The following is a 19,767-nucleotide window of genomic DNA, read 5'->3' on the forward strand; positions in this document are numbered from 1 at the left end:
GACCAGACAAAACTACAAAATAGAACATCGGAAGACGCAAATACGGGCGATTTTCGCAGATAAATTCTATTTTTCTATACGCTGACGCATGAAAATCGGACTATTCTTCGGCTCATTTAATCCCATTCACATGGGACACCTCATCATTGCCAATACCATGGCCACGGCAACCGACCTCGAACAAATATGGTTTGTGGTTTCGCCCCAAAATCCGTTCAAAAAAAACAAGAGTCTGCTGCACGAGTTTGACCGTTTTGACATGGTGGACCGCGCGATTTCGGACAACCCTAAATTAAAAGTAACCGACATAGAATTTTCGATGCCTCGCCCGAGCTATACCATTGATACTCTGACGAAATTGCAAGAAAAATTCCCGCAGCATACCTTCAAATTAATCATCGGAGAAGACAATTTGGAGCAATTTAAGAACTGGAAAAACCACGAAGCCATCCTTCAGTACTACGGTTTATACGTTTATCCACGTCCAAATTCGGCTCCTCACGAATTTGGCAATCACCCTGCCGTACAATTCATTTCGGCCCCGCTACTCGACATATCCGCAACATATATTCGTGATTGTATCAAAAACAATCGTTCTATTCGGTACATGGTGCCTGACATTGTCGAAGAAATGATTTCAAGGAAGAAATTTTATATTTGACAATATGCTTTGAAATACATTACTTTGCAGCGATTTTGAACCAAACTTCTCACAAAAATGTCAGAGATTGCAAGCAAAGTAAAACAGATTATTGTTGACAAATTAGGCGTAGATGCAGCCGAAGTGACTGATGAAGCAAGCTTCACAAACGATCTTGGTGCGGATTCGCTTGACACGGTAGAATTGATCATGGAATTCGAAAAAGAATTCAACGTATCAATTCCTGATGACCAAGCTGAAAACATCGGCACTGTAGGTCAAGCAGTAAAATACCTCGAAGAAAACGTCAAATAAGCATATTTTTTGTAACTTATAGATCCATTTTATGATTCTAAAGCGAGTGGTAGTGACAGGTATGGGGGCGTTGACTCCCATCGGTAACACACTATCGGAATACAAGGAAGGGTTGTTTAACGGTGTCAGCGGAGCTGGCCCCATCACCCGATTTGATGCGACCAAATTCAAAACCCGCTTCGCTTGCGAAGTGAAGGGACTTGACATGGCCCAGTTTATTCCTCGTCAAGAAGCTCGTAAAATGGATCTTTTTACACAATTTGCTGTCGTCGTTGGCGATGAGGCGGTAAAAGATAGCGGGCTAGACCTTGAAAAGGAAAATCTCGACCGTGCTGGCGTTATTTGGGGTTCAGGAATTGGAGGTCTTAAAACGTTTGAAGAAGAAGTGCTTTCTTTTGGGAAAGGCGACGGTACTCCTCGTTTTAATCCATTCTTTATCCCTAAAATGATTGCCGACAGTGCTTCGGGGATTCTTTCGATGCGTCACGGATTCCGTGGGCCTACTTACGTAACCGTTTCGGCCTGTGCTTCTTCTAACAACGCTATCATCGATGCTTTTAACTACATTCGTTTGGGCAAAATTGATTTTTGCTTGACGGGTGGGTCAGAAGCAGCCGTTACGCAAGCAGGCGTGGGTGGATTCAACTCCCTCAAAGCCCTTTCGGAACGTAACGACGATTATTTAACGGCATCTCGCCCGTATGACCAAGACCGCGACGGTTTTGTGTTGGGCGAAGGTGGTGCAGGATTGATTCTCGAAGATTATGACCATGCGATTGCCCGTGGAGCTAAAATCTACGCGGAACTTATCGGTGGTGGTATGTCTTCGGACGCGTATCACATCACTGCTCCCCACCCTGATGGTATCGGCGCTTACTTGTGCATGAAAAATGCCCTTGAAGACGCTGGTATCAACCCTGAGGACGTGGACTATGTAAATACCCACGGAACATCGACACCGATTGGAGACCCTCAAGAGATTAAAGCGATTGAACGACTTTTTGGAGAACACGCTTACAAACTCAACATTAGCTCAACCAAATCAATGATTGGGCACTTGTTGGGCGGAGCAGGAGCGGTAGAAGCGGTGGCATCGATTCTGGCTATTCAGCACGGAATTATCCCGCCAACCATCAACCACTTTACGGATGACCCAGACATCAACCCTCGCTTAAACTTGACATTCAATAAAGCGCAAGAACGCGAAGTGAAAATTGCACTTAGTAACACTTTTGGCTTCGGTGGACATAATACTTGCGTCATATTTCGTAAATTTGAAGGATAAAATTCATCCCAATTGCCTACGGTATTAAATCCCATAATTGATTTCTTCAAGCCTGGGAACTTATCCCCAGATAAGAAGTTTAAAAAGGCCGTGGAGCTAATCATCGGCGCAAAACCTTCTAATATAGAGGTTTACCAGTTAGCTTTTCGCCATACTTCCGCGTCTAAGGAGACGTCGATTAAGGGATTTAGAGAATCGAACGAGCGTCTTGAGTACCTCGGCGATTCGGTCTTGGGCATGGTCATTGCGGAATATCTCTTCAAAAAATTCCCTTACAAAGACGAAGGATTCCTTACTGAAATTCGCTCACGCATCGTAAATCGTGAGACGCTCAATGGCATTGCCCGTAAAATCGGCCTCGACCGTCTGATTGAATTTGACGGCAACCGTCGGGGAATGCCCCCCAACTCTTCTATGTATGGCGATGCCCTTGAGGCACTCGTCGGAGCGGTATATTTGGACAAAGGATTTCGGTTTACCAAGAAATTCATTACCAAAGAGCTCCTTACTCACTACGACCTAGACGCTCTTATCAATAACAACGCCAACTTCAAGAGCCGCCTCATCGAATGGGCGCAACGTGAAGGTAAAGAAGTGCGTTTTTCGATTGTCCAAGAGAACGGCAGCCGTCACTTCCGCGAGTTTATTTCACAGGTTACCCTTGATGGTGAAGTGTTTGCCACAGGAAATGGCTATTCTAAGAAAAAAGCGGAACAATCTGCCGCCGAAAAAGCTTGCGAGATTTTGGAGTTGAAGTAACCTCTTACCGCAATTATATATGATCCATCATTTAAAATTACTCATATATAGTTTAATGGTCTTCTTCATTTTATCATGCTATAATAAGTCTGTGATTGTCATAGATGAAAAAGTAAGTTCAGAATTAGATTTTTTATCTTTAAATCAAGACCAAATACACTCTGAACATAGGTTTTTGGGGGAGTTTATCCCTGGTAAATACACCAATCTCACCAAGAATAGTATTCTTATAATTGAGACCAAAGCTTATCACGAAAAAAAGCAAAAATCAAACCTCTCGCTTTTAAAGCAAAAAATCTCTGAGTATGAGCATTCTCAAGATAAGCTATTCATATACAACGGAATAGAAGTACCAAGTGAAAAAATCAAAAATTTAAAAAATATAAATTTTTCTGATTTAGAAGTTTTTGAGATTTTAAGCCAAAAGAATGCTCAAGCAATTTATGGCCCCAAAACTCAAAAAGAAAATATAATACTAAATACCAAGAATCCAGTAAAAGATTCTATCCTCCCCTAAGTACTCCTCTCTTACTACTACTTTACAATAAGTACCTGCTCTTGATTGAAGCTACTGGCTAACTTTTATTATAAATAGGCTGGAAGCCTTGGAATAAGCGACACGAGCGAAACACTCGCGCCATCGGTAACGACTACAATTTACAGCATGAAAATAATTATCTTTCTCTCTATCAGCTTCTTGATGATTCAAAATGGCTTTGCCCAGAAAAATAGTAAAGCCTCCCGTTTTTCTCGGGAAGTAACCATTAAAGACAGTGCTACCTTATCTATTTTCAATGAGTACATTGATAAAGTACAGAAGGAAAAAGAAAAAGTGGTTCACGTATCTATTGGTGCGGTCAAAGACACGATTTATTACCGTTTTGAAGCTGTTGCCACTTTTGAAGCAATTACGGATTATTATAAGCCCTTTTTTTTATTCGAGCACAAAGGCTACTATTTTTTGATTGATAACGGGGTAGGCCGTATGTTCCAAGGAAATGAGCAATTTCCCAAACACATTACGAAAAAATTGAAGAAATACCTGATGTGGGGTTATACTGAAAAGGATGCAGGCGGTGGAGTAACAGCGGTTTCAATGCTATCCTTTGACCCTCCTGTCATGTTTGCAACCTATTCGCGGGGTGGAGTGAAAATTCGATGGGATGGTCTTTGAGGTCACAGGCTGGAAGCCTTGAAATAGTAGTCACTCGTGGGACACGAGCGACTACTGAGAGCGAGCGCAGGACGCCCGCGCCATCCATATTTTTAAAATACGAAGCCAAATCGCACGGCCATTCGGTTATAGACGCGGTTTTCCCACTTCTCTATTTCTCCCCAACCCAAAGGCTCGGTGGATTTGGCGTGCTGTCGCTTGTAACTGAGGGAAAGCACCAACGCACTTCCTGATTTTAAACCAAACTTTAAACCTAACCCTGGACTAATCATCATTCCGCCGTCGGTCTTGTAGCCCGTTGCATCGGCATGTAGCCACTGAAACCCGTAGCCCGCATCCAGCATTCCCAACAAGGTCACGTTGTTTTTACTTTTGGCTAAATCGTAGCGGATGCCTGCCGCAACGGGCATCAATAAGGCCGATTGGTACCAATCCAACCCCGTTGTCAGTCCCACGGCCATGCGTGGCTTTAGTTGGACACCGTTGAATGTTTGTAACGTTAAACTAAGGCGATTTTCGACTTGTTGCTGAACGGGAACCCTCCACGGAATATCATACACCACTCGCCCAAACAACCCTCCCACTTCCGTCATGTTGACATAATGCGGTTTAAACTGGGCGGATGCGACGAATGCACAAGTCAGTAAATAGCTGAATATCAAAGCAATCCGTATTTTTTTCATGTTTTCAGGAGTTGGTTTAAATTTCAACCCGTTTTACTGGAATCTTACTGATTTCACGAAGTCCCGACGGGTTTGAAACGTCAAACTGATAAAGTCCATCTTTGCCAATCATCAAAAGTGTCTTGTTAGACAACGGAATCACGTCGTACGCGTCCATGTCTTTCAAATGTTGTAATTGCTTGACGTCAAAATCATTGGCAATGTTCAATGATTTAAGTCCGTGCGTGCCTTCACACAAGTATAAATTAGGGTAATCAACCCCCAAACCGTGTGGATTTTGCATCGGGTACGATTTCAACAAGCGAGGAGTCCGCAAATCAGTAATATCAATCACGTCGAGTTGATTTAGCCCACGGTTGCAATTAGTTCCCGAACGCAACGTGACGTAAGCACGGTTGTCAGTCACCACGACAGGGTCGCACGACATGGCGTGTTGGAAGGTTGACATGTGCTGCGGGTTTTCAGGATTGCTGTTGTCATAGATAAACATTCCTGTCGTAGAACCAATAAAAAGCTTGTCGCGGTACGGGAAAATAGTTTCGATTCCCCAACCCAATCTGATTTTTGTTGAAGCTTTGGGCTGCGACGGTATGCCAATGTCAAAAAGCTGCATATCGCTTTGGCTTACCGTGTATAAATACTTGTCATATAAAGCAAAACGCGCCATCGACCCTGCTTGTCCTTGCGCATTTGAGTTCGACGGAACAGTGCTAGACTGAAGAGCGGCACTGCGGCTATCCATCGCCAAAAATGTACCTCCCCACCACGAACCGTTGCTATTTTCACAGTTGGTTTGAATGGTTTCGGTGACAATCTGCATCTTTTGGTCGTGAATCGCTCCCGTGGTTGTGTTGAGCGACCACCAAGCGCCATCGAATTGACCCGTCTGAAACACATCTTTTTGACGGCTTATTTCTTTCACCTCCAATGGATTAGAAATATCCAACGCCACCAAATCAGAATAGCTGTCGGCGTATAAAATATTCCCACGAACGGCCATGTCGCCATTGCCTGGAATGGTAATGAATGAAATGATTTTGGGTGCGGCAGGGTTAGAATTATCAATGATGTGTAAGCCTTTTTTTTGCTCGTTGATAAATAGATAATTCCCTTTGGTGTAGATTTTCCCTGGCGTTTCCAGTGCGTGCGCCGTTTCGGTACGTACGCCTTGACGAATTTCGGCCAATGAAATGGTCACGGGCGTGAAGCGTTTGTACTTACGCGTTTCGGTACAGCGGTCGGTACACGACCATTGCGCAAGACCAACAATAAAAAGAATAGGTAAAAGTAAACGTCTCATGGCAAGCGTGGGGGTTTAAGGTGTTTATACCCCAATGACGCTTTTCTGTGCTATTGCGTTGGAACTCAAATAAAAAATTCTGGCACACAGAACATCTGCGTGAAAAATTATTTTCCCCGCCACCACTCGCGGCTCCAACGACGTTCAAAACCCCATCCTTTGGCTCGCAGCAGCAACGGGATGTAAGCATGTGATTCTTTGACCGAAATCGCTTGTTGGTACAACTCATCGTCAGTCAAAACAACTTTTTCGTAGCTCTCTCCTCTTTTCACCGTCAAATCCGCAAAAGGAAGCTCTTCTAACAAAGTGTCCCCTTTTTCCAATGCAGTTTGCTGCAAACGATGTTTCAAAAGCCAGCTCGACGGTCGTTTATTAAGTTCTAATGGCCGTGGACGGTAGGCCCCCGAAGACACATTCAGCGCATACGCTAAGTACGACTTCAACAGTTTAGGTCCCGAATGCACCGCTGTTTCTACCTGAAGCTGGTCGGGCCAAATGCTCGTCACCACATACACCTTTTGCCGCGCCCGAGTGACCGCCACATTCAATCGGTTTTCTCCACCACGGGCATTCAAACTCCCAAATTGAGCACGAAATCGTCCGCGAGCGTCAGGCGCATATCCCACCGAAAAAATAATAATATCACGCTCATCTCCTTGTACATTCTCAATGTTTTTGACAAAAAATGACTTCTTCCATCCTACCTCGCCTTGTTCGATCGTTTCTTGCAGGAGCTGTTCAATCAACTGTTGCTGCGGATAGTTAAACGTCACTACACCCACCGACGCGTTCGGTTGCTCATTTTGCAACATTTTCACCAACTCTACCACCCTCTCAGCCTCTGTCGTATTGCGGTTTTGTTCCCAAACTCCATCTACTTTGGCGTATTCAATCGCTGGGATGTTTTCGTTTATATCCTGAAAATGAGGCAGTAGCCGAAGTTTGTTTTTGTAAAAATGTTGGTTTGAAAAATCAATCAAATCCAAAGAACGGCTTCGGTAATGCCCTTGTAGCAACGTATCCGAATAGAAATGTTTGGCCAAATCCAACAACGACTCCACTTCCAATGCAACGTGCTCTTCTTCGGTTTCGTCTTCATAACGGGCTCGATACAAATCGTACGGTGCCAATTGCTTGCTATCGCCCACAATCACGGCCTGCTTTGCCCGATAAATCGCGGGAATGCCATATTCGGCGTAACATTGAGAGGCTTCGTCAAAAATCACCACATCAAACAGCCCTTTCTGAAGCGGAAAAACCGCCGAAACTGTTTCAGGCGACGCCATCCAACACGGTATCAAGTGAAAAACCTCTTCGGCCTGGTGTTCCATCAATTTTCGTACGGGCCAAATCTTCCGCTTTTTGGTCACTTGGTGCTGCAATTCGCGGTAGGTTGTGCGGTTTTGCAAGCGATTAAAGCTAATTTCTTTGTAGGTTTGCTCACGCAGTTGCATCCCCAATATCTCTCTACTCAGCGCTTGTTTTTGTTCAATAAGCTGCTGGAGTTCTTCTTCCCACTGACTCATTTTTAAGGATGAAACCGCCCTAAGCACAGGATTTTTTTCTTCCAAATACGCCAGCCAAGCCAGCCGTAGCGAATTTTGAAGTACATCTATCCAAGAATGCGATGTTTCGGTTTGCAGCCTTTCGTATATTTCTCGTTCTGATTCGGACAATTCATTTTTCAACGAATCCATTTCTACCAAAGCATCAAAATTTGCCTCAAGCGCTTTTTTTAGTTCTGCTCCGTACGCAGCCGACTCCTCCAACCGCGACAACTGATCTTCGGTCAAATAACGTTGCCAACGTTGGTACTTACCCGAAAATTCCGAGGCCAAAGTCAATAACTGCTTTGTCACGCTCTCCCATTCTTCTTTTCCTTTTAAAGCCAAATTGTCCAGAAAAGGGGCATTTTGTTGGATTTCAAACTGTAGCTGTGCCGTTTGTTCCATTGCAGCTACCACTTCCTCCCACCGAAGCAGGGTCTGACTCATACTTCTTTCTCGTATCGAAATCGCTAACTTATTTTCAACCTCGTCCACCCACTGCTCCAATGCTTTTCGGTTTTCGAGTCGTTGCCGCAGTTGGTACAAATCAGTCAGCTCTAGGGTTAAACCAAGAGAAGCCGTAAGGTCTCGAAAATAGTCTTTATCCGAATAAAATAGCCATTTTACTACCGACTGACGGGCCTGTATCAATGCCTCAAGGCGGTGTTCAAAACGAGGCAGTTCGGATGTTGAAAGTTCATCCATTAAAACTGACCCTCCCACTAATTTTTGCTCACTTTTGTGTGCCTTAGCTAACCATTGTGTGAGCGATTTGGGCATTTTTCCGCTGACGCTACGCTCAAAAAAATCCCAATTCAGGGGGAATTGCAATCGTTCTTGCCATGTTCTTACTTGGGTATCTAGCCGATGAAGTTGCCATAAATGAGCCGCATTTAGTGTTTGTCCCAACCACTCGCTGGTCGATTTTTGGGTATATTCATAGGTTTGAACCGCTTCTTCAATGGTATTTTTTACCCCTGTTATTTCTTGAAAACCAATGCGTGAAAAGTCAACTCGTTCTTCCCAAGGATGCGGTGAAGGCAAAAAACGGTGATATTGTTCCAAGCGGCGCAGTTTTTGTAAAAATGCTTCCAAGCGATCGTCAAACCGAAACTGTCGAAACTGAGGAACGGGAATATTGACTGCCTGCGACGAACTGGTGAGGTACAATTCTTTGGGCGACAAACTACATTCATTAGCATCAAAAAGCGCCTCTTTGAAGGCATTGAGCTCACTACAAAGCTGTTCCATCGAGCGACTTACTTGCAAAAACTGCCTATCTAACACAATCGAATCCAGCGCATAATTCTGCTTTTGGTACTCATCGACTTGGCCAATTTGGGCATCAAGTTGGGCGTACAAATCCGCTCGGTCGTTTTTAAAATCGTGAATAAGCGCCGCAAAAGGCGCTACGCCCACTTGTCGAAGTCGTTCGTACACCACATCCAACGCAACCCGTTTTTGACATACCAAAAGTACACGTTTACCACGCGCAGCAAAATCGGTCATGAGGTTTGCAATCAACTGCGACTTACCCGTCCCTGGCGGCCCTTCTACCACCAAAGACTCCCCCTGCTTTACCCTCAGCAGCGCCTGTTCTTGCGACGCATCCTGCGGAAAAGCCGTAAACGTATTGGCTTCTTTAATTGGGGCTAAAAAAACCTTTGCCTCTTCATCATTACCCAGTTGTCCCTCTTGCGAAATAAGCGCTTCGTAGTCGGGGGCTAAATAACTCCCCGCTTGCGGAAAAATCCCCAGAACTGCCTCAGGAAAGAGTTTTAGTTCGCCATTTTGTTCCAAAAGCTCCAAATCTGCTTTTGAACATTCATCAAAATACTGCAACGTATCCTGAAAAATAGCTTGGTTGAAGTTGAGTTTAAGCGCGCTTTCTTTGAGCAGTTCGTACAACTCCGTCCGAAATACCAACGAGTCTCGGCTTAGTTCTTCTAGGTTTTTTTCCAACAACTCATCGGGAATATTTATCTGATTAAAATACCCATAGGCCAACAAAAAACTACGATTGAGCAAGGTTGGTTCGGGGCGACGACGAAGCTCCCAGTAGGCGACATTTTCTTCGTTTTTTTGAAGCGTTACGGGAAAATATACCAAAGGCGCATGTATCACTGTTCCGTCCATCAATTTTCCTCTCACAAACGGATAGCCCACGTACAAATCTTCCGAACCACGTTCTTCCTCGATAAATCGCTCCGTACGGGCCAATTTCCGCAACCGCTTGCTCACTTCATTGCCTTTTTCCGAACGCGGGTCAATCACTTGTCCCAACCGAACCGTTTTTTTCTGGGCAATCAGGTCGCTCAAAACATCAAATGCCGAGCGATTGTCCACAAAATCCAACGCCTTCCAATCCAAAAACTGGTCAGCCGAAAGCGTTGATAACAACAACGAACGGTTTCGACTGCTCAGATTGGTCAAACGGCGCAGGTATTTTTTAAGAATATCAGGAGTCAAATTCATTCTTTGAGGGAGAAATAGGGCGTAAAACAAATATACACCTCCTTGTTTGAGTTCAGTAAACTTTCACGATATTTGTCAATGGTATGCTTGCAGACCACCGACGAAATGACAAAATATAATCAACCCTAAAAACCGAAATGCAGATAGCTCAACAAGTTCTTTTTGCCGTGGCGTTAGGAGTAACGGCATGGCTTATGTCAAAACGGGTAGGAATCATCAAAAAAACGATTCAGCTAGGCAAATCCGACGACCGCACTGACCGCCCCAACGAACGTCTGAGTACCATGATACGCGTAGCGTTTGGCCAAAAGAAAATGTTTGACCGACCCATTGTTGGAATCATGCACTTTGTCGTTTATGCGGGGTTCCTACTCATCAACCTCGAAGTGCTTGAAATTGTCTTAGATGGGCTTTTGGGTACGCACCGTTTGTTTGCTCCCGTACTTGGAAGTTTTTACCACACACTTATCAATTTCTTCGAGTTTTTGGCCGTTGGCGTCCTTGCCGTCTGCGTTATTTTCTTGATTCGCCGCAATATCACCAACGTAGAACGCTTACAACCCTCGCGTCACCGCGAGTTAAATGGTTTTCCTGCGCTGGATGCCAACGTTATTTTAGTAACGGAAATTGTCTTGATGTTCGCTATTTTGAGCATGAATGCGGCCGATGCCTTGTTGCAAGAACGTGGCGCGGAGCATTATCCACTGGTAGGTGGTTTCTTCTTTAGTACTTTTTTGCAACCTTTATATTCAGGTTTATCAGACGGCGTCCTCATTGCCATTGAGCGGGGGGCGTGGTGGTTCCATATTTTAGGAATTTTCGCCTTTGCCTTATACGTAACGTACTCAAAGCACCTCCACATCTTTTTGGCTTTTCCCAATACCTATTTTGCCAATCTTACCTCCAAAGGAGAAATGCAAAATATGCCAGAAATCACCAAAGAGGTAAAAATCATGCTCGGTTTAGACCAACCTGATGCCACTGAGGCTCCCGCCGAAATTGGTCGTTTTGGCGCAAAAGACGTTACCGATTTGAGTTGGAAAAACTTGATGGACGCCTATTCTTGTACCGAATGTGGGCGCTGTACATCTTCTTGCCCCGCCAATATTACAGGTAAAGCCCTTTCACCGCGCAAAATCATGATGGATACCCGCGACCGTTTGGAAGATGTAGGCAAAATCATGCTGGCCAACGGTGGCGAATTTAAAGACGACGGCAAAAGTTTGCTCGGTGATTATATCTCCGAAGAGGAGATTTTGGCCTGCACAACCTGCAACGCCTGCGTCCAGGAATGCCCCGTTCTTATTAGTCCGTTAGACATTATTCTTCAATTACGCCGTTATAAAATCATGGACGAAGCCCAAGCACCAAGCTCATGGAACGCCATGTTTAACAACCTTGAAACCAATCAGGCTCCGTGGAAGTTTTCACCAAGTGACCGCTTCAACTGGACTGATAACTTAAAATAACAACAAATGAACGTCCCTATTGTAAATAATACCGAAGAAAATCGCTTTGAATGGTGGATTGATGGACAAGTGGCTTTTGTCGATTATGCCCAAACCGAAGACGAGCAAATCACCTTTTATCATACAGAAGTACCTCCATCGTTGGAAGGGCAAGGGATAGGGTCGGGTTTGGCTAAACACGTATTGGATTACGCCCAGAAGCACCATTTAAAAGTGCGCGTGCTTTGTCCCTTTATCAAAACCTACATCCAACGCCATCCTGAATATCAGCAACTTACTTTTCTATAGTCAGAAAATTGTCCAACAAAAAAGCGGAACAAGTATTTGCTCCGCTTTTTTGTTGGGTAAAACTTCCCTGTTTTATTCGCCGAAATGTTTACGTACTTTCACTAAAGCCGAGCCAATCACTTGGTGCATATCGTAGTAGCGGTATTCTGCTAGGCGCCCTCCGAAAATCACGTTGGTTTCAGCTTCCGCCAATTTGCGGTATTCTCTCAACAAACGGTCGTTTTTATCGTCATTGACAGGATAATAAGGCTCCTGTCCTGGCGTCCACTCTTGCGGATACTCGTGCGTAATCACCGTTTTCTCTTGCGTTCCAAACTCAAAATGCTTGTGTTCGATGATTCTCGTAAACGCTGTTTCGCCGTCGGTATAGTTCACCACGGCATTTCCTTGGTGGTTAGCAGTATCCAGCGTTTGGTGCTCAAAACGCAAGCTACGGTACTCCAAATACCCTAATTGAAAACCGAAGTATTCATCCAGTTGCCCCGTATAGACGACTTGTTTCGCCAACGCCTCTAATTCAGCACGATTCTGAAAAAAATCTACGCCCAAACGCACATCCGTTCCTTCAAGCAAGGCTTCGTTCAACTTGTTGTATCCACCAATCGGGATTCCTTGGTAGCGGTCGTTAAAATAGTTATTGTCAAACGTAAAGCGAACGGGCAAACGCTTGATAATAAATGCTGGCAAATCAACGCATTTACGCCCCCATTGCTTTTCGGTATAGCTTTTAATAAGTTTTTCGTAGATGTCTGTTCCTACCAACGAAATGGCTTGTTCTTCCAAGTTTTGAGGGTCTTTGATATTCGCCGCTTCAATTTGCTCCTGAATTTTAGCTTTTGCTTCTTCAGGCGTTTTCACCTTCCACATTTGGTAAAAGGTGTTCATATTAAACGGCAAATTGTACAACTCCCCGTAGTAATTAGCAATGGGCGAATTGGTGTAGCGATTAAACTCCACAAACGAATTTACGTAGTCCCAAATCTCTTTGTCGTTGGTGTGGAAAATATGCGCGCCGTAGTAGTGCACATTGATTCCTTCTACATTTTCGCAGTAAGTGTTCCCACCGATGTGGTTTCGGCGGTCGATGACCAAGCATTTTTTCCCGCGTTTAGTGGCTTCGTGCGCCCAAATGTTTCCAAACAATCCAGCACCAACAATTAGATAATCGTACATTTTGTTTAAAGTTGGCAGTTAATGGTCAATGGTCGATGGTCAATGGTCGATGGTCAGCAGCCAACAGAAAATCACTGTAGGCTATAAACCATGAACTATGGACTATCAACTACCGACTATCGACTGAAGTTAAAGTCTCCAATAAGTTATTTTCTCGTCCGTATTTCGATACATTCCTTTCAAATCCATCAGAATGGGGGCTTCTTTCATGATTTGTTTAAAGTAATCAATATCTAGTGCTTTGTATTCATTATGCCCCACCGACACAATCACTGCATCATAATCGTTTGAAGGCTTGTCCATCAGCGTAAGGCCATATTCGTGCGCTACTTCATTGGGAGAAGCATACGGGTCAACGATGTGAACATTGACCGAAAAGCTCATCAATTCTTTGATTAAGTCCGCTATTTTCGAATTACGGATGTCTGACACATTTTCTTTGAAGGTAATTCCCATCACCAGCACCTTGGCGTTTTGTGGGCTCTTACTTTTCTGAATCAGCATTTGTATCAAACGCTTGGCGATAAAGGCAGGCATTCCATCATTGATCCGGCGCCCGCTATGAATAACTTGTGGGTCGTAACCTAATTTTTTGGCTTTATAAAGTAAATAATAAGGGTCAACGCCAATGCAATGTCCTCCTACCAAGCCTGGGTAAAATTTGATAAAATTCCATTTCGTCCCTGCCGCCTCTATCACATCTTTGGTATCTATCCCCATACGGTCAAAGATAATCGCCAATTCGTTCATCAGCGAAATGTTCAAATCTCGTTGGGTATTCTCAATCACTTTAGCCGCTTCGGCAACCTTAATTGTCGGGGCTTTATAAATTCCCGCTGAAATAATTTGGCCATAGACTTGGGCAATTTCTTCTAACGCCTCGGCATCACTCCCCGACACAATTTTTAGAATTTTGTCAATGGTACGGTCTTTATCTCCTGGGTTAATTCGCTCGGGTGAGTAGCCTATTTTAAAATCCTCTCCAAGTTTCAAACCAGATTCTTTCTCTAGAATCGGCAAACAATCTTCCTCAGTACACCCTGGATAGACGGTTGATTCATAAATCACGTAGTCTCCCTTTTTTAGAACTTTACCAATGGTGTGCGATGCGCCTATCAATGGTTTCAGGTCAGGCACTTTGTAATCATCAACGGGGGTCGGAACAGCTACCACAAAAAATTGGGCTTGCCGCAAATCTTCCATATTTGAGGTAAAAACAATATCCTTCCCATCAAACACCGACGCCTCTACTTCTTGTGAAGGATCAATACCACGTTGCATCAGCTCAACACGGCTATGGTTAATGTCAAAACCAATGACCCGAAAATACTTTGCAAATTCTAGGGCAATAGGCAAACCTACATACCCCAAACCAATGACAGCTATCTGATTTTCTTTCCTGAGGAGTTGTTGATACATTTTGTTCTTTAATGAATCCACAAATATAGCATACTACTCCACTGAGTACCAAATGAAACGGCCCTGACATTTGGGGTCAGGGCCGTTTCAAATTATGCTATTTTGAGTGCCTATGGCATCAATTTCAATTCAACGCGACGGTTTTTCTTCAATCCATCTACTGTACCGTTGTCAGCGATTGGCTTGAATGCACCGTAAGCGTCCACCACAATGCGGTTTGGATCTTTCAAACCTGCTTGTGACAAGTACTGTTTCACGGCATTTACGCGGCGCTCAGACAAAGCTACATTGTAGCGGTCAGATGCACGACGGTCGGCGTGACCAGCCATTTGGAGGCGGCATTGTGTTTTGTTCATCAACTCTACTACTTTGTTCAACAAGTCGTAGAATTCTGGTTTGATGATGGCTTTGTCAGTATCAAACAATACGTTGGCAAAAATTTCTGAACAAGCCATACCTGGCAAGGCATCTTTCACGTATTTGTCGAAATCAATTTTCTGACCAGCACCCGTTACGATACTTCCAGCAGGGGTATTTGGCTCTTTATCGAAGTAATCAGACACACCGTCGTTGTCGGTATCTATCAACAAACGAGGGTCGATTTCTTTTGGCTTGTTGGCTTTAGCAATCGAATCGATTTCGGCCAATGAAAGGATTTTTGGTGGTTTAACCAACAACTTAGGATCGGTATAACGCAAATGGTAAAAGCCTTTTCCAGCATCCAAAGCATTGAAATCATACGCCCATTTGCCATTTTTCTTTTCTACGCGAAGTGGGTTTTTGCCCAATTTGTAGGTCAAGCTAATAGCAAAGAAGCCATACTTATCAAGCGCCGAGTTGCCTTTAGGAGTTCCTAAGAAACTGGTAGCAGTTCCTCCTTGGTACAAGCGGCCACCTTCTCCACCATCATATATGGCCGATGGATCACCACCTACGGTAGCGTCTAATTTTTCAGTATTTACGTTGTTCAAACGGAAATCCAAACCTAAATCAAGGTTTTTCGTCAGTTCATACGAAGTAGTGAACCCGACAGGAATCACCCACTCCTGCGTATAGGCAGAAGCTTTTTTGTTCAACGCTGTAATGTCGTTACGCAAAGTCGGAGAATCATCCGAACGGCGTTGCAAACGACCTGAGCCTAACTGATAAGCCGTTGAACGGAACCAGATTTGACCCACACCACCATAAACGTCCATTTTCCAACGCTTCATCTTGGTAGGGCCAAAGAGCAACCCTTTCAAGTTAACAGTTGCAGCTACATCCGCTTGGAAATAGTTGGCGTTGAAGTACGATTGGTAAATACGGCGCTTCATTCCCTTGAGGTTACCTCCGCCTACATCGAGGCGTGCTCCAAAAAGGTAGGTAAGTTGTTTGCCAAGTGTTAGACCCACGTGCATGGTTCCACGTTCCGACTGGCTATCGAAATTGTTCGTCCCAACGGACCAAAAGTCATACTCACGCAAGTCACCATAGAACTGACTTGGACCCGCATAGACTCCTAATGACCAAGTGTTCATTTTGTAGGGACCTTCATAAGGAGCTTTCGGATTATACTGTGCTTGAGCCTCAAGCAAGCATGTTCCCAACACTAAGAACGTGACAAGCAGAAATACTTTTTTCATAATAAACCTTTTTGTAATGTTGAATAAGGGGGATACGTTTATCTTTATCTTAATGACTTCTACTACGGCAAAAATAGTCTTTCCGAACCAAATTCGACAACAAAAGTAGAGATTCAATTTTTATTTCAAAAATGTTTTGGCTTTCTAAAGAAAATTCTTTTTGCCCAATTTTCAAAGCCGCTGGTTGATTTTCTTTAAAATTTCGTTCTTCCACTGGGCAAAGGTACCTGCCAAAATCTGCTCACGAGCCTGACCCACAAGCCACAAGTAGAAAGTTAGGTTGTGAACACTGGCAATTTGCGAACCTAAGATTTCTTCTGATTTAATCAGGTGGCGCAGGTAACTCTTTGAATAAAAAGAACTCACATAACCTCCCAATGTTTCATCAATTGGACTAAAATCATCCTTCCATTTCTCATTTCGGATGTTAATCACTCCCTGCGTGGTGTACAAAATACCGTGGCGGGCGTTGCGTGTAGGAAGTACACAGTCGAACATGTCAATACCAAGGGCTATACACTCTAATATATTTTCGGGGGTTCCTACACCCATCAAATACCGAGGCTTGTCTTTGGGTAAAATATCACACACCAACTCCGTCATTTCGTACATATCTTCGGCGGGCTCTCCTACCGAAAGCCCACCAATGGCGTTTCCTTCTCGCCCCATGCTCGCAATAAATTCGGCCGATTGGCGTCGCAAGTCTTTGTACGTACTTCCTTGGACAATCGGGAACAATGTCTGGCTATAACCATACATCGACTCCGTAGCATCAAATCGCTCGCAGCAGCGTGCCAGCCAGCGGTGCGTCATTTCCATAGACTTCCTTGCGTACGAGAAGTCACACGGATAAGGGGTACATTCATCAAACGCCATGATAATATCGGCTCCGATTCGCCGCTGAATATCCATGACGCTTTCAGGCGTAAAAAAGTGCAAAGACCCGTCGATGTGCGACTTAAATTTCACCCCTTCTTCGGTAATCTTTCGCCCCGTCCCTGCCAACGAATACACTTGATAGCCCCCACTATCGGTCAAAATAGGAAAATCCCAACCGTTAAATTTATGTAGTCCTCCTGCTTTTTCGAGTATATCCAGTCCTGGACGCAAATACAAGTGGTAGGTATTTCCCAAAATTATTTGCGCCTTGATGTCTTCTTTTAATTCACGTTGGTGTACCGCCTTTACAGTTCCCGCCGTACCTACTGGCATAAAAATAGGCGTCTGAATCGCCCCGTGGTCAGTATGAACAACCCCTGCGCGGGCTTTTGAATGCGGGTCGTTGGTCACTAAGTCAAATTTCATCCGTGTTCGTTTAATTAATTTTTTGCGCACTTGATGCACTTTTTCTGCAAAAATAAAGGTCAATATTGGTTTATCTAGTCCCGCAACTTTCTGTATGCCAAAATACCCCGTTATATTTGCGCACTTATTGAGAATGCATGGATATACTTTATTTCCCTGATTGGTCTTCACATCCCGTTGTTAATCTATCGTTAGGCATATTCGGCGCCGTGGTCGTCGTTCAGCTTTATTACATTTTGGGCGTTTTTTCAAGACTGCTCTTTAGGCGCTCTACCGAGCCTCCTACCCAGCTTCCTGCGGTGTCTGTTGTAGTATGTGCGCACAACGAACTCGAAAATTTACGTGCATTGCTCCCAATGCTTAATGAGCAGGACTATCCCAACTATGAAGTGATTGTCATGGATGATCGCTCCTGGGATGGCACGGTTGATCTTGCCGAAACAGAAGCCCAAACGTGGAAACGTGTTCGTTTTTTACATATCGAGCAGGAATACGACCACGTCACTCCTAAAAAATACGCCATCACGACGGCCATACGCAGTGCCAAACATGACATTATTTTACTGACCGATGCCGACTGTCGCCCTACCACCGACCAGTGGATCAAGGGGATGGTTGCGTGTTTGACTTCGGACAAACAAATCGTTGTAGGTTTTTCACCTTACGAAAAGCAACCAGGGTTTCTCAATCGACTTATTCGCTTTGAGACATTTTACGTGGCGGTTCAGTACCTATCCTTGGCCTTGGCAGGAAAACCCTACATGGGCGTTGGTCGGAATTTGATGTACCGTAAGTCACTATTTCTTCAAAACAAAGGCTTTTATAGTCACTTGCGGGTAACGGGAGGAGACGATGACCTTTTGATGAACGAAATAGCAACTGCCCAAAACACCGCTGTTTGCCTTGACCCCGACGCCTTTATGGTGTCTATTCCCAAAAGTACTTGGTCGGCGTGGTACTGGCAAAAGAAACGTCACCTCTCCGTAAGTAAGTACTACAAATTTCCCAATAAAGTTCGGCTATCAGTTTTATCGGGAACACATGTGCTCAGTTGGGTGTTCTTTATTGGTTTAGGAATCTGGGGAGGCGTATCGTTTCCACCTTTGCAATTAGGCTATCTTATCATCATTGCCGCTATTTTTGGAATACGCTTATTATCCCAATGGATTGTTTTAGGAATTGCTTCGCGTAAGCTGTACAAATCTGTAGGCTGGTTTGCGATTCCATTCATGGATTTTGTTTTATTTATTTATTACATCGTTATGTCGGTGGTGATGTGGACCAATCGACGCAAAAAAGTACGCTGGCGGTAAAGCCATTTGATCATGGAAATCATCGAAAAATATTTTCCCCATCTCACTCCTTCTCAACACGACCGTTTTGCACGTTTGAAGGAATTATACGCTCTTTGGAACGCCCAAATCAACGTTATCTCACGGCAAGACGTTGAAAATCTTTATGAGCGCCATGTTTTGCATTCGCTGGCGATTGCCAAAGTGGTGCAATTTGCCGAATTTGCCAGCATCCTAGACGTCGGTACAGGAGGTGGCTTCCCTGGCATTCCGTTGGCCATTATGTTTCCAGAAGCTGAATTTCATTTGGTTGACAGCATTGGGAAAAAAATAAAAGTGGTAGAAGCAGTGGCCGAAGCACTTAACATCACCAATGTCCGTGCCCAGCACTGCCGCGCCGAACAGGCCGATAGCGACTATGATTTTGTTGTTACGCGCGCTGTAGCCCGAATTACACCTTTACACAGTTGGGTCAAAAATAAAATTAGTCGCAACCACGTTCATTCAATCTCCAACGGCGTATTAGCTTTAAAAGGGGGCGATTTAGACGAAGAAATGAGCGAGCTCAAGCGCAAATACAAAATCTACAACTTACAAGACTTTTTTGAGGAAGATTTTTTTGAAACCAAAAAGATCGTTTACGTTCCCAACTAAACTTGTTCAACACCATAAATTTCTCATACACTATGAACGAAATATTCAAATCAAGTAGCATCAAAGATCCTGTTCGTCCCAACGAAGTACACCTAACCGACAAAGGAGTAAGCTTTAAATTAAAGAAGCTCATTGGGGGTACTGAGCAGTTTGTGTTTTACAGCGACATCTCAGGCGTAGAGATTGACAGCGGTATGTTTTTCGCAACAATACGCGTCATTCCACGCGCAAGGCCCGAAATTGTGATTGAGAACTTCACCAAAGGGGATGCTCAACGCATCAAAGAACTGATTTTGGAGCGAGTATAATTAACTGATTTTAAGAGCAAAAGGCTGTTTAATCAAAAAAACAGCAAAAAAATATCAAA

General features: G+C 44.1%; 18 protein-coding genes. 11 read left to right on the top strand and 7 right to left on the bottom strand.

Features of this window, described 5'->3' with window-relative positions; all coding sequences use genetic code 11:
• Positions 1 to 88 precede the first annotated feature (88 nt).
• The 6 genes from nadD to K339_RS0102105 all read left to right on the top strand — a co-directional run bounded on the left by nadD (position 89) and on the right by K339_RS0102105 (position 4,173).
• Entirely contained in the window at positions 89 to 661 is a 573-nt protein-coding gene (nadD, locus tag K339_RS0102080) for a nicotinate (nicotinamide) nucleotide adenylyltransferase (protein WP_028522121.1), read from the top strand.
• Between the two features lie 57 nt (positions 662 to 718).
• Positions 719 to 955 (top strand): acyl carrier protein, encoded by a 237-nt coding sequence (locus K339_RS0102085; RefSeq protein ID WP_028522122.1) that lies wholly within the window; start codon positions 719 to 721, stop codon positions 953 to 955.
• A 31-nt stretch (positions 956 to 986) separates the two neighbouring features.
• On the top strand, positions 987 to 2,240 hold the full coding sequence (gene fabF, locus K339_RS0102090) for a beta-ketoacyl-ACP synthase II (protein ID WP_028522123.1): 1,254 nt from the start codon (positions 987 to 989) through the stop codon (positions 2,238 to 2,240).
• 12 nt (positions 2,241 to 2,252) lie between these two features.
• Complete coding sequence (gene rnc, locus K339_RS0102095; RefSeq protein WP_028522124.1) at positions 2,253 to 2,999, top strand: ribonuclease III; 747 nt, start codon at positions 2,253 to 2,255, stop codon at positions 2,997 to 2,999.
• Between the two features lie 91 nt (positions 3,000 to 3,090).
• Positions 3,091 to 3,516, top strand: a complete 426-nt coding sequence (locus K339_RS0102100; RefSeq protein ID WP_157607448.1) for a hypothetical protein — start codon at positions 3,091 to 3,093, stop codon at positions 3,514 to 3,516.
• Between the two features lie 147 nt (positions 3,517 to 3,663).
• Positions 3,664 to 4,173 (top strand): hypothetical protein, encoded by a 510-nt coding sequence (locus tag K339_RS0102105; RefSeq protein ID WP_157607449.1) that lies wholly within the window; start codon positions 3,664 to 3,666, stop codon positions 4,171 to 4,173.
• 92 nt (positions 4,174 to 4,265) lie between these two features.
• Here K339_RS0102105 and K339_RS0102110 read toward each other — a convergent pair whose 3' ends face one another.
• From K339_RS0102110 to K339_RS0102120, 3 genes are all read right to left on the bottom strand, one after another.
• The gene (locus tag K339_RS0102110) at positions 4,266 to 4,856 is read right to left on the bottom strand and encodes a hypothetical protein (RefSeq protein WP_028522127.1); all 591 of its coding nucleotides are present in this window, start codon (positions 4,854 to 4,856) and stop codon (positions 4,266 to 4,268) included.
• Positions 4,857 to 4,872: 16 nt separating this feature from the next.
• A complete protein-coding gene (locus K339_RS0102115) occupies positions 4,873 to 6,156 on the bottom strand; it encodes an LVIVD repeat-containing protein (RefSeq protein ID WP_028522128.1) in 1,284 nt (427 codons plus the stop codon).
• Positions 6,157 to 6,263: 107 nt separating this feature from the next.
• Positions 6,264 to 10,178 carry an AAA domain-containing protein gene (locus K339_RS0102120; RefSeq protein ID WP_028522129.1) on the bottom strand — a complete coding sequence of 1,305 codons (3,915 nt, stop codon included), beginning with the start codon at positions 10,176 to 10,178 and terminating at the stop codon, positions 6,264 to 6,266.
• A 137-nt stretch (positions 10,179 to 10,315) separates the two neighbouring features.
• Between K339_RS0102120 and K339_RS0102125 the strand changes: the two genes are divergently transcribed.
• Entirely contained in the window at positions 10,316 to 11,647 is a 1,332-nt protein-coding gene (locus K339_RS0102125; RefSeq protein ID WP_028522130.1) for a 4Fe-4S dicluster domain-containing protein, read from the top strand.
• A gap of 6 nt (positions 11,648 to 11,653) precedes the next feature.
• Entirely contained in the window at positions 11,654 to 11,935 is a 282-nt protein-coding gene (locus K339_RS0102130; protein ID WP_028522131.1) for a GNAT family N-acetyltransferase, read from the top strand.
• Positions 11,936 to 12,007: 72 nt separating this feature from the next.
• Here K339_RS0102130 and glf read toward each other — a convergent pair whose 3' ends face one another.
• The 4 genes from glf to tgt form a co-directional block, all read right to left on the bottom strand.
• Complete coding sequence (gene glf / locus K339_RS0102135; protein ID WP_028522132.1) at positions 12,008 to 13,108, bottom strand: UDP-galactopyranose mutase; 1,101 nt, start codon at positions 13,106 to 13,108, stop codon at positions 12,008 to 12,010.
• 129 nt (positions 13,109 to 13,237) lie between these two features.
• Complete coding sequence (locus K339_RS0102140) at positions 13,238 to 14,527, bottom strand: nucleotide sugar dehydrogenase (protein WP_028522133.1); 1,290 nt, start codon at positions 14,525 to 14,527, stop codon at positions 13,238 to 13,240.
• Between the two features lie 110 nt (positions 14,528 to 14,637).
• Entirely contained in the window at positions 14,638 to 16,149 is a 1,512-nt protein-coding gene (locus tag K339_RS0102145; RefSeq protein WP_028522134.1) for an OmpA family protein, read from the bottom strand.
• 171 nt (positions 16,150 to 16,320) lie between these two features.
• Positions 16,321 to 17,454 carry a tRNA guanosine(34) transglycosylase Tgt gene (gene tgt / locus K339_RS0102155; RefSeq protein ID WP_028522135.1) on the bottom strand — a complete coding sequence of 378 codons (1,134 nt, stop codon included), beginning with the start codon at positions 17,452 to 17,454 and terminating at the stop codon, positions 16,321 to 16,323.
• A gap of 137 nt (positions 17,455 to 17,591) precedes the next feature.
• Between tgt and K339_RS0102160 the strand changes: the two genes are divergently transcribed.
• The 3 genes from K339_RS0102160 to K339_RS0102170 are packed head-to-tail and all read left to right on the top strand — an operon-like array spanning position 17,592 to position 19,708.
• The gene (locus K339_RS0102160; protein WP_051397752.1) at positions 17,592 to 18,767 is read left to right on the top strand and encodes a glycosyltransferase; all 1,176 of its coding nucleotides are present in this window, start codon (positions 17,592 to 17,594) and stop codon (positions 18,765 to 18,767) included.
• Between the two features lie 12 nt (positions 18,768 to 18,779).
• Positions 18,780 to 19,400 (top strand): 16S rRNA (guanine(527)-N(7))-methyltransferase RsmG, encoded by a 621-nt coding sequence (rsmG, locus tag K339_RS0102165; RefSeq protein ID WP_028522137.1) that lies wholly within the window; start codon positions 18,780 to 18,782, stop codon positions 19,398 to 19,400.
• Positions 19,401 to 19,432: 32 nt separating this feature from the next.
• On the top strand, positions 19,433 to 19,708 hold the full coding sequence (locus K339_RS0102170) for a PH domain-containing protein (RefSeq protein WP_028522138.1): 276 nt from the start codon (positions 19,433 to 19,435) through the stop codon (positions 19,706 to 19,708).
• Positions 19,709 to 19,767: the final 59 nt, after the last annotated feature.

The organism is Runella limosa DSM 17973, from assembly GCF_000482465.1.
Lineage (GTDB): Bacteria > Bacteroidota > Bacteroidia > Cytophagales > Spirosomataceae > Runella > Runella limosa.

Excerpts from the sequence above, each read along its gene's own strand:
- glf (WP_028522132.1), bottom strand. The coding sequence starts at position 13,108 with ATGTACGATTATCTAATTGTTGGTGCTGGATTGTTTGGAAACATTTGG.
- K339_RS0102140 (WP_028522133.1), bottom strand. The coding sequence starts at position 14,527 with ATGTATCAACAACTCCTCAGGAAAGAAAATCAGATAGCTGTCATTGGT.
- nadD (WP_028522121.1), top strand. The coding sequence starts at position 89 with ATGAAAATCGGACTATTCTTCGGCTCATTTAATCCCATTCACATGGGA.
- K339_RS0102160 (WP_051397752.1), top strand. The coding sequence starts at position 17,592 with ATGGATATACTTTATTTCCCTGATTGGTCTTCACATCCCGTTGTTAAT.
- K339_RS0102105 (WP_157607449.1), top strand. The coding sequence starts at position 3,664 with ATGAAAATAATTATCTTTCTCTCTATCAGCTTCTTGATGATTCAAAAT.
- K339_RS0102125 (WP_028522130.1), top strand. The coding sequence starts at position 10,316 with ATGCAGATAGCTCAACAAGTTCTTTTTGCCGTGGCGTTAGGAGTAACG.
- K339_RS0102130 (WP_028522131.1), top strand. The coding sequence starts at position 11,654 with ATGAACGTCCCTATTGTAAATAATACCGAAGAAAATCGCTTTGAATGG.
- K339_RS0102085 (WP_028522122.1), top strand. The coding sequence starts at position 719 with ATGTCAGAGATTGCAAGCAAAGTAAAACAGATTATTGTTGACAAATTA.
- K339_RS0102115 (WP_028522128.1), bottom strand. The coding sequence starts at position 6,156 with ATGAGACGTTTACTTTTACCTATTCTTTTTATTGTTGGTCTTGCGCAA.
- K339_RS0102145 (WP_028522134.1), bottom strand. The coding sequence starts at position 16,149 with ATGAAAAAAGTATTTCTGCTTGTCACGTTCTTAGTGTTGGGAACATGC.
- K339_RS0102170 (WP_028522138.1), top strand. The coding sequence starts at position 19,433 with ATGAACGAAATATTCAAATCAAGTAGCATCAAAGATCCTGTTCGTCCC.
- rsmG (WP_028522137.1), top strand. The coding sequence starts at position 18,780 with ATGGAAATCATCGAAAAATATTTTCCCCATCTCACTCCTTCTCAACAC.
- K339_RS0102120 (WP_028522129.1), bottom strand. The coding sequence starts at position 10,178 with ATGAATTTGACTCCTGATATTCTTAAAAAATACCTGCGCCGTTTGACC.
- tgt (WP_028522135.1), bottom strand. The coding sequence starts at position 17,454 with ATGAAATTTGACTTAGTGACCAACGACCCGCATTCAAAAGCCCGCGCA.
- fabF (WP_028522123.1), top strand. The coding sequence starts at position 987 with ATGATTCTAAAGCGAGTGGTAGTGACAGGTATGGGGGCGTTGACTCCC.
- K339_RS0102110 (WP_028522127.1), bottom strand. The coding sequence starts at position 4,856 with ATGAAAAAAATACGGATTGCTTTGATATTCAGCTATTTACTGACTTGT.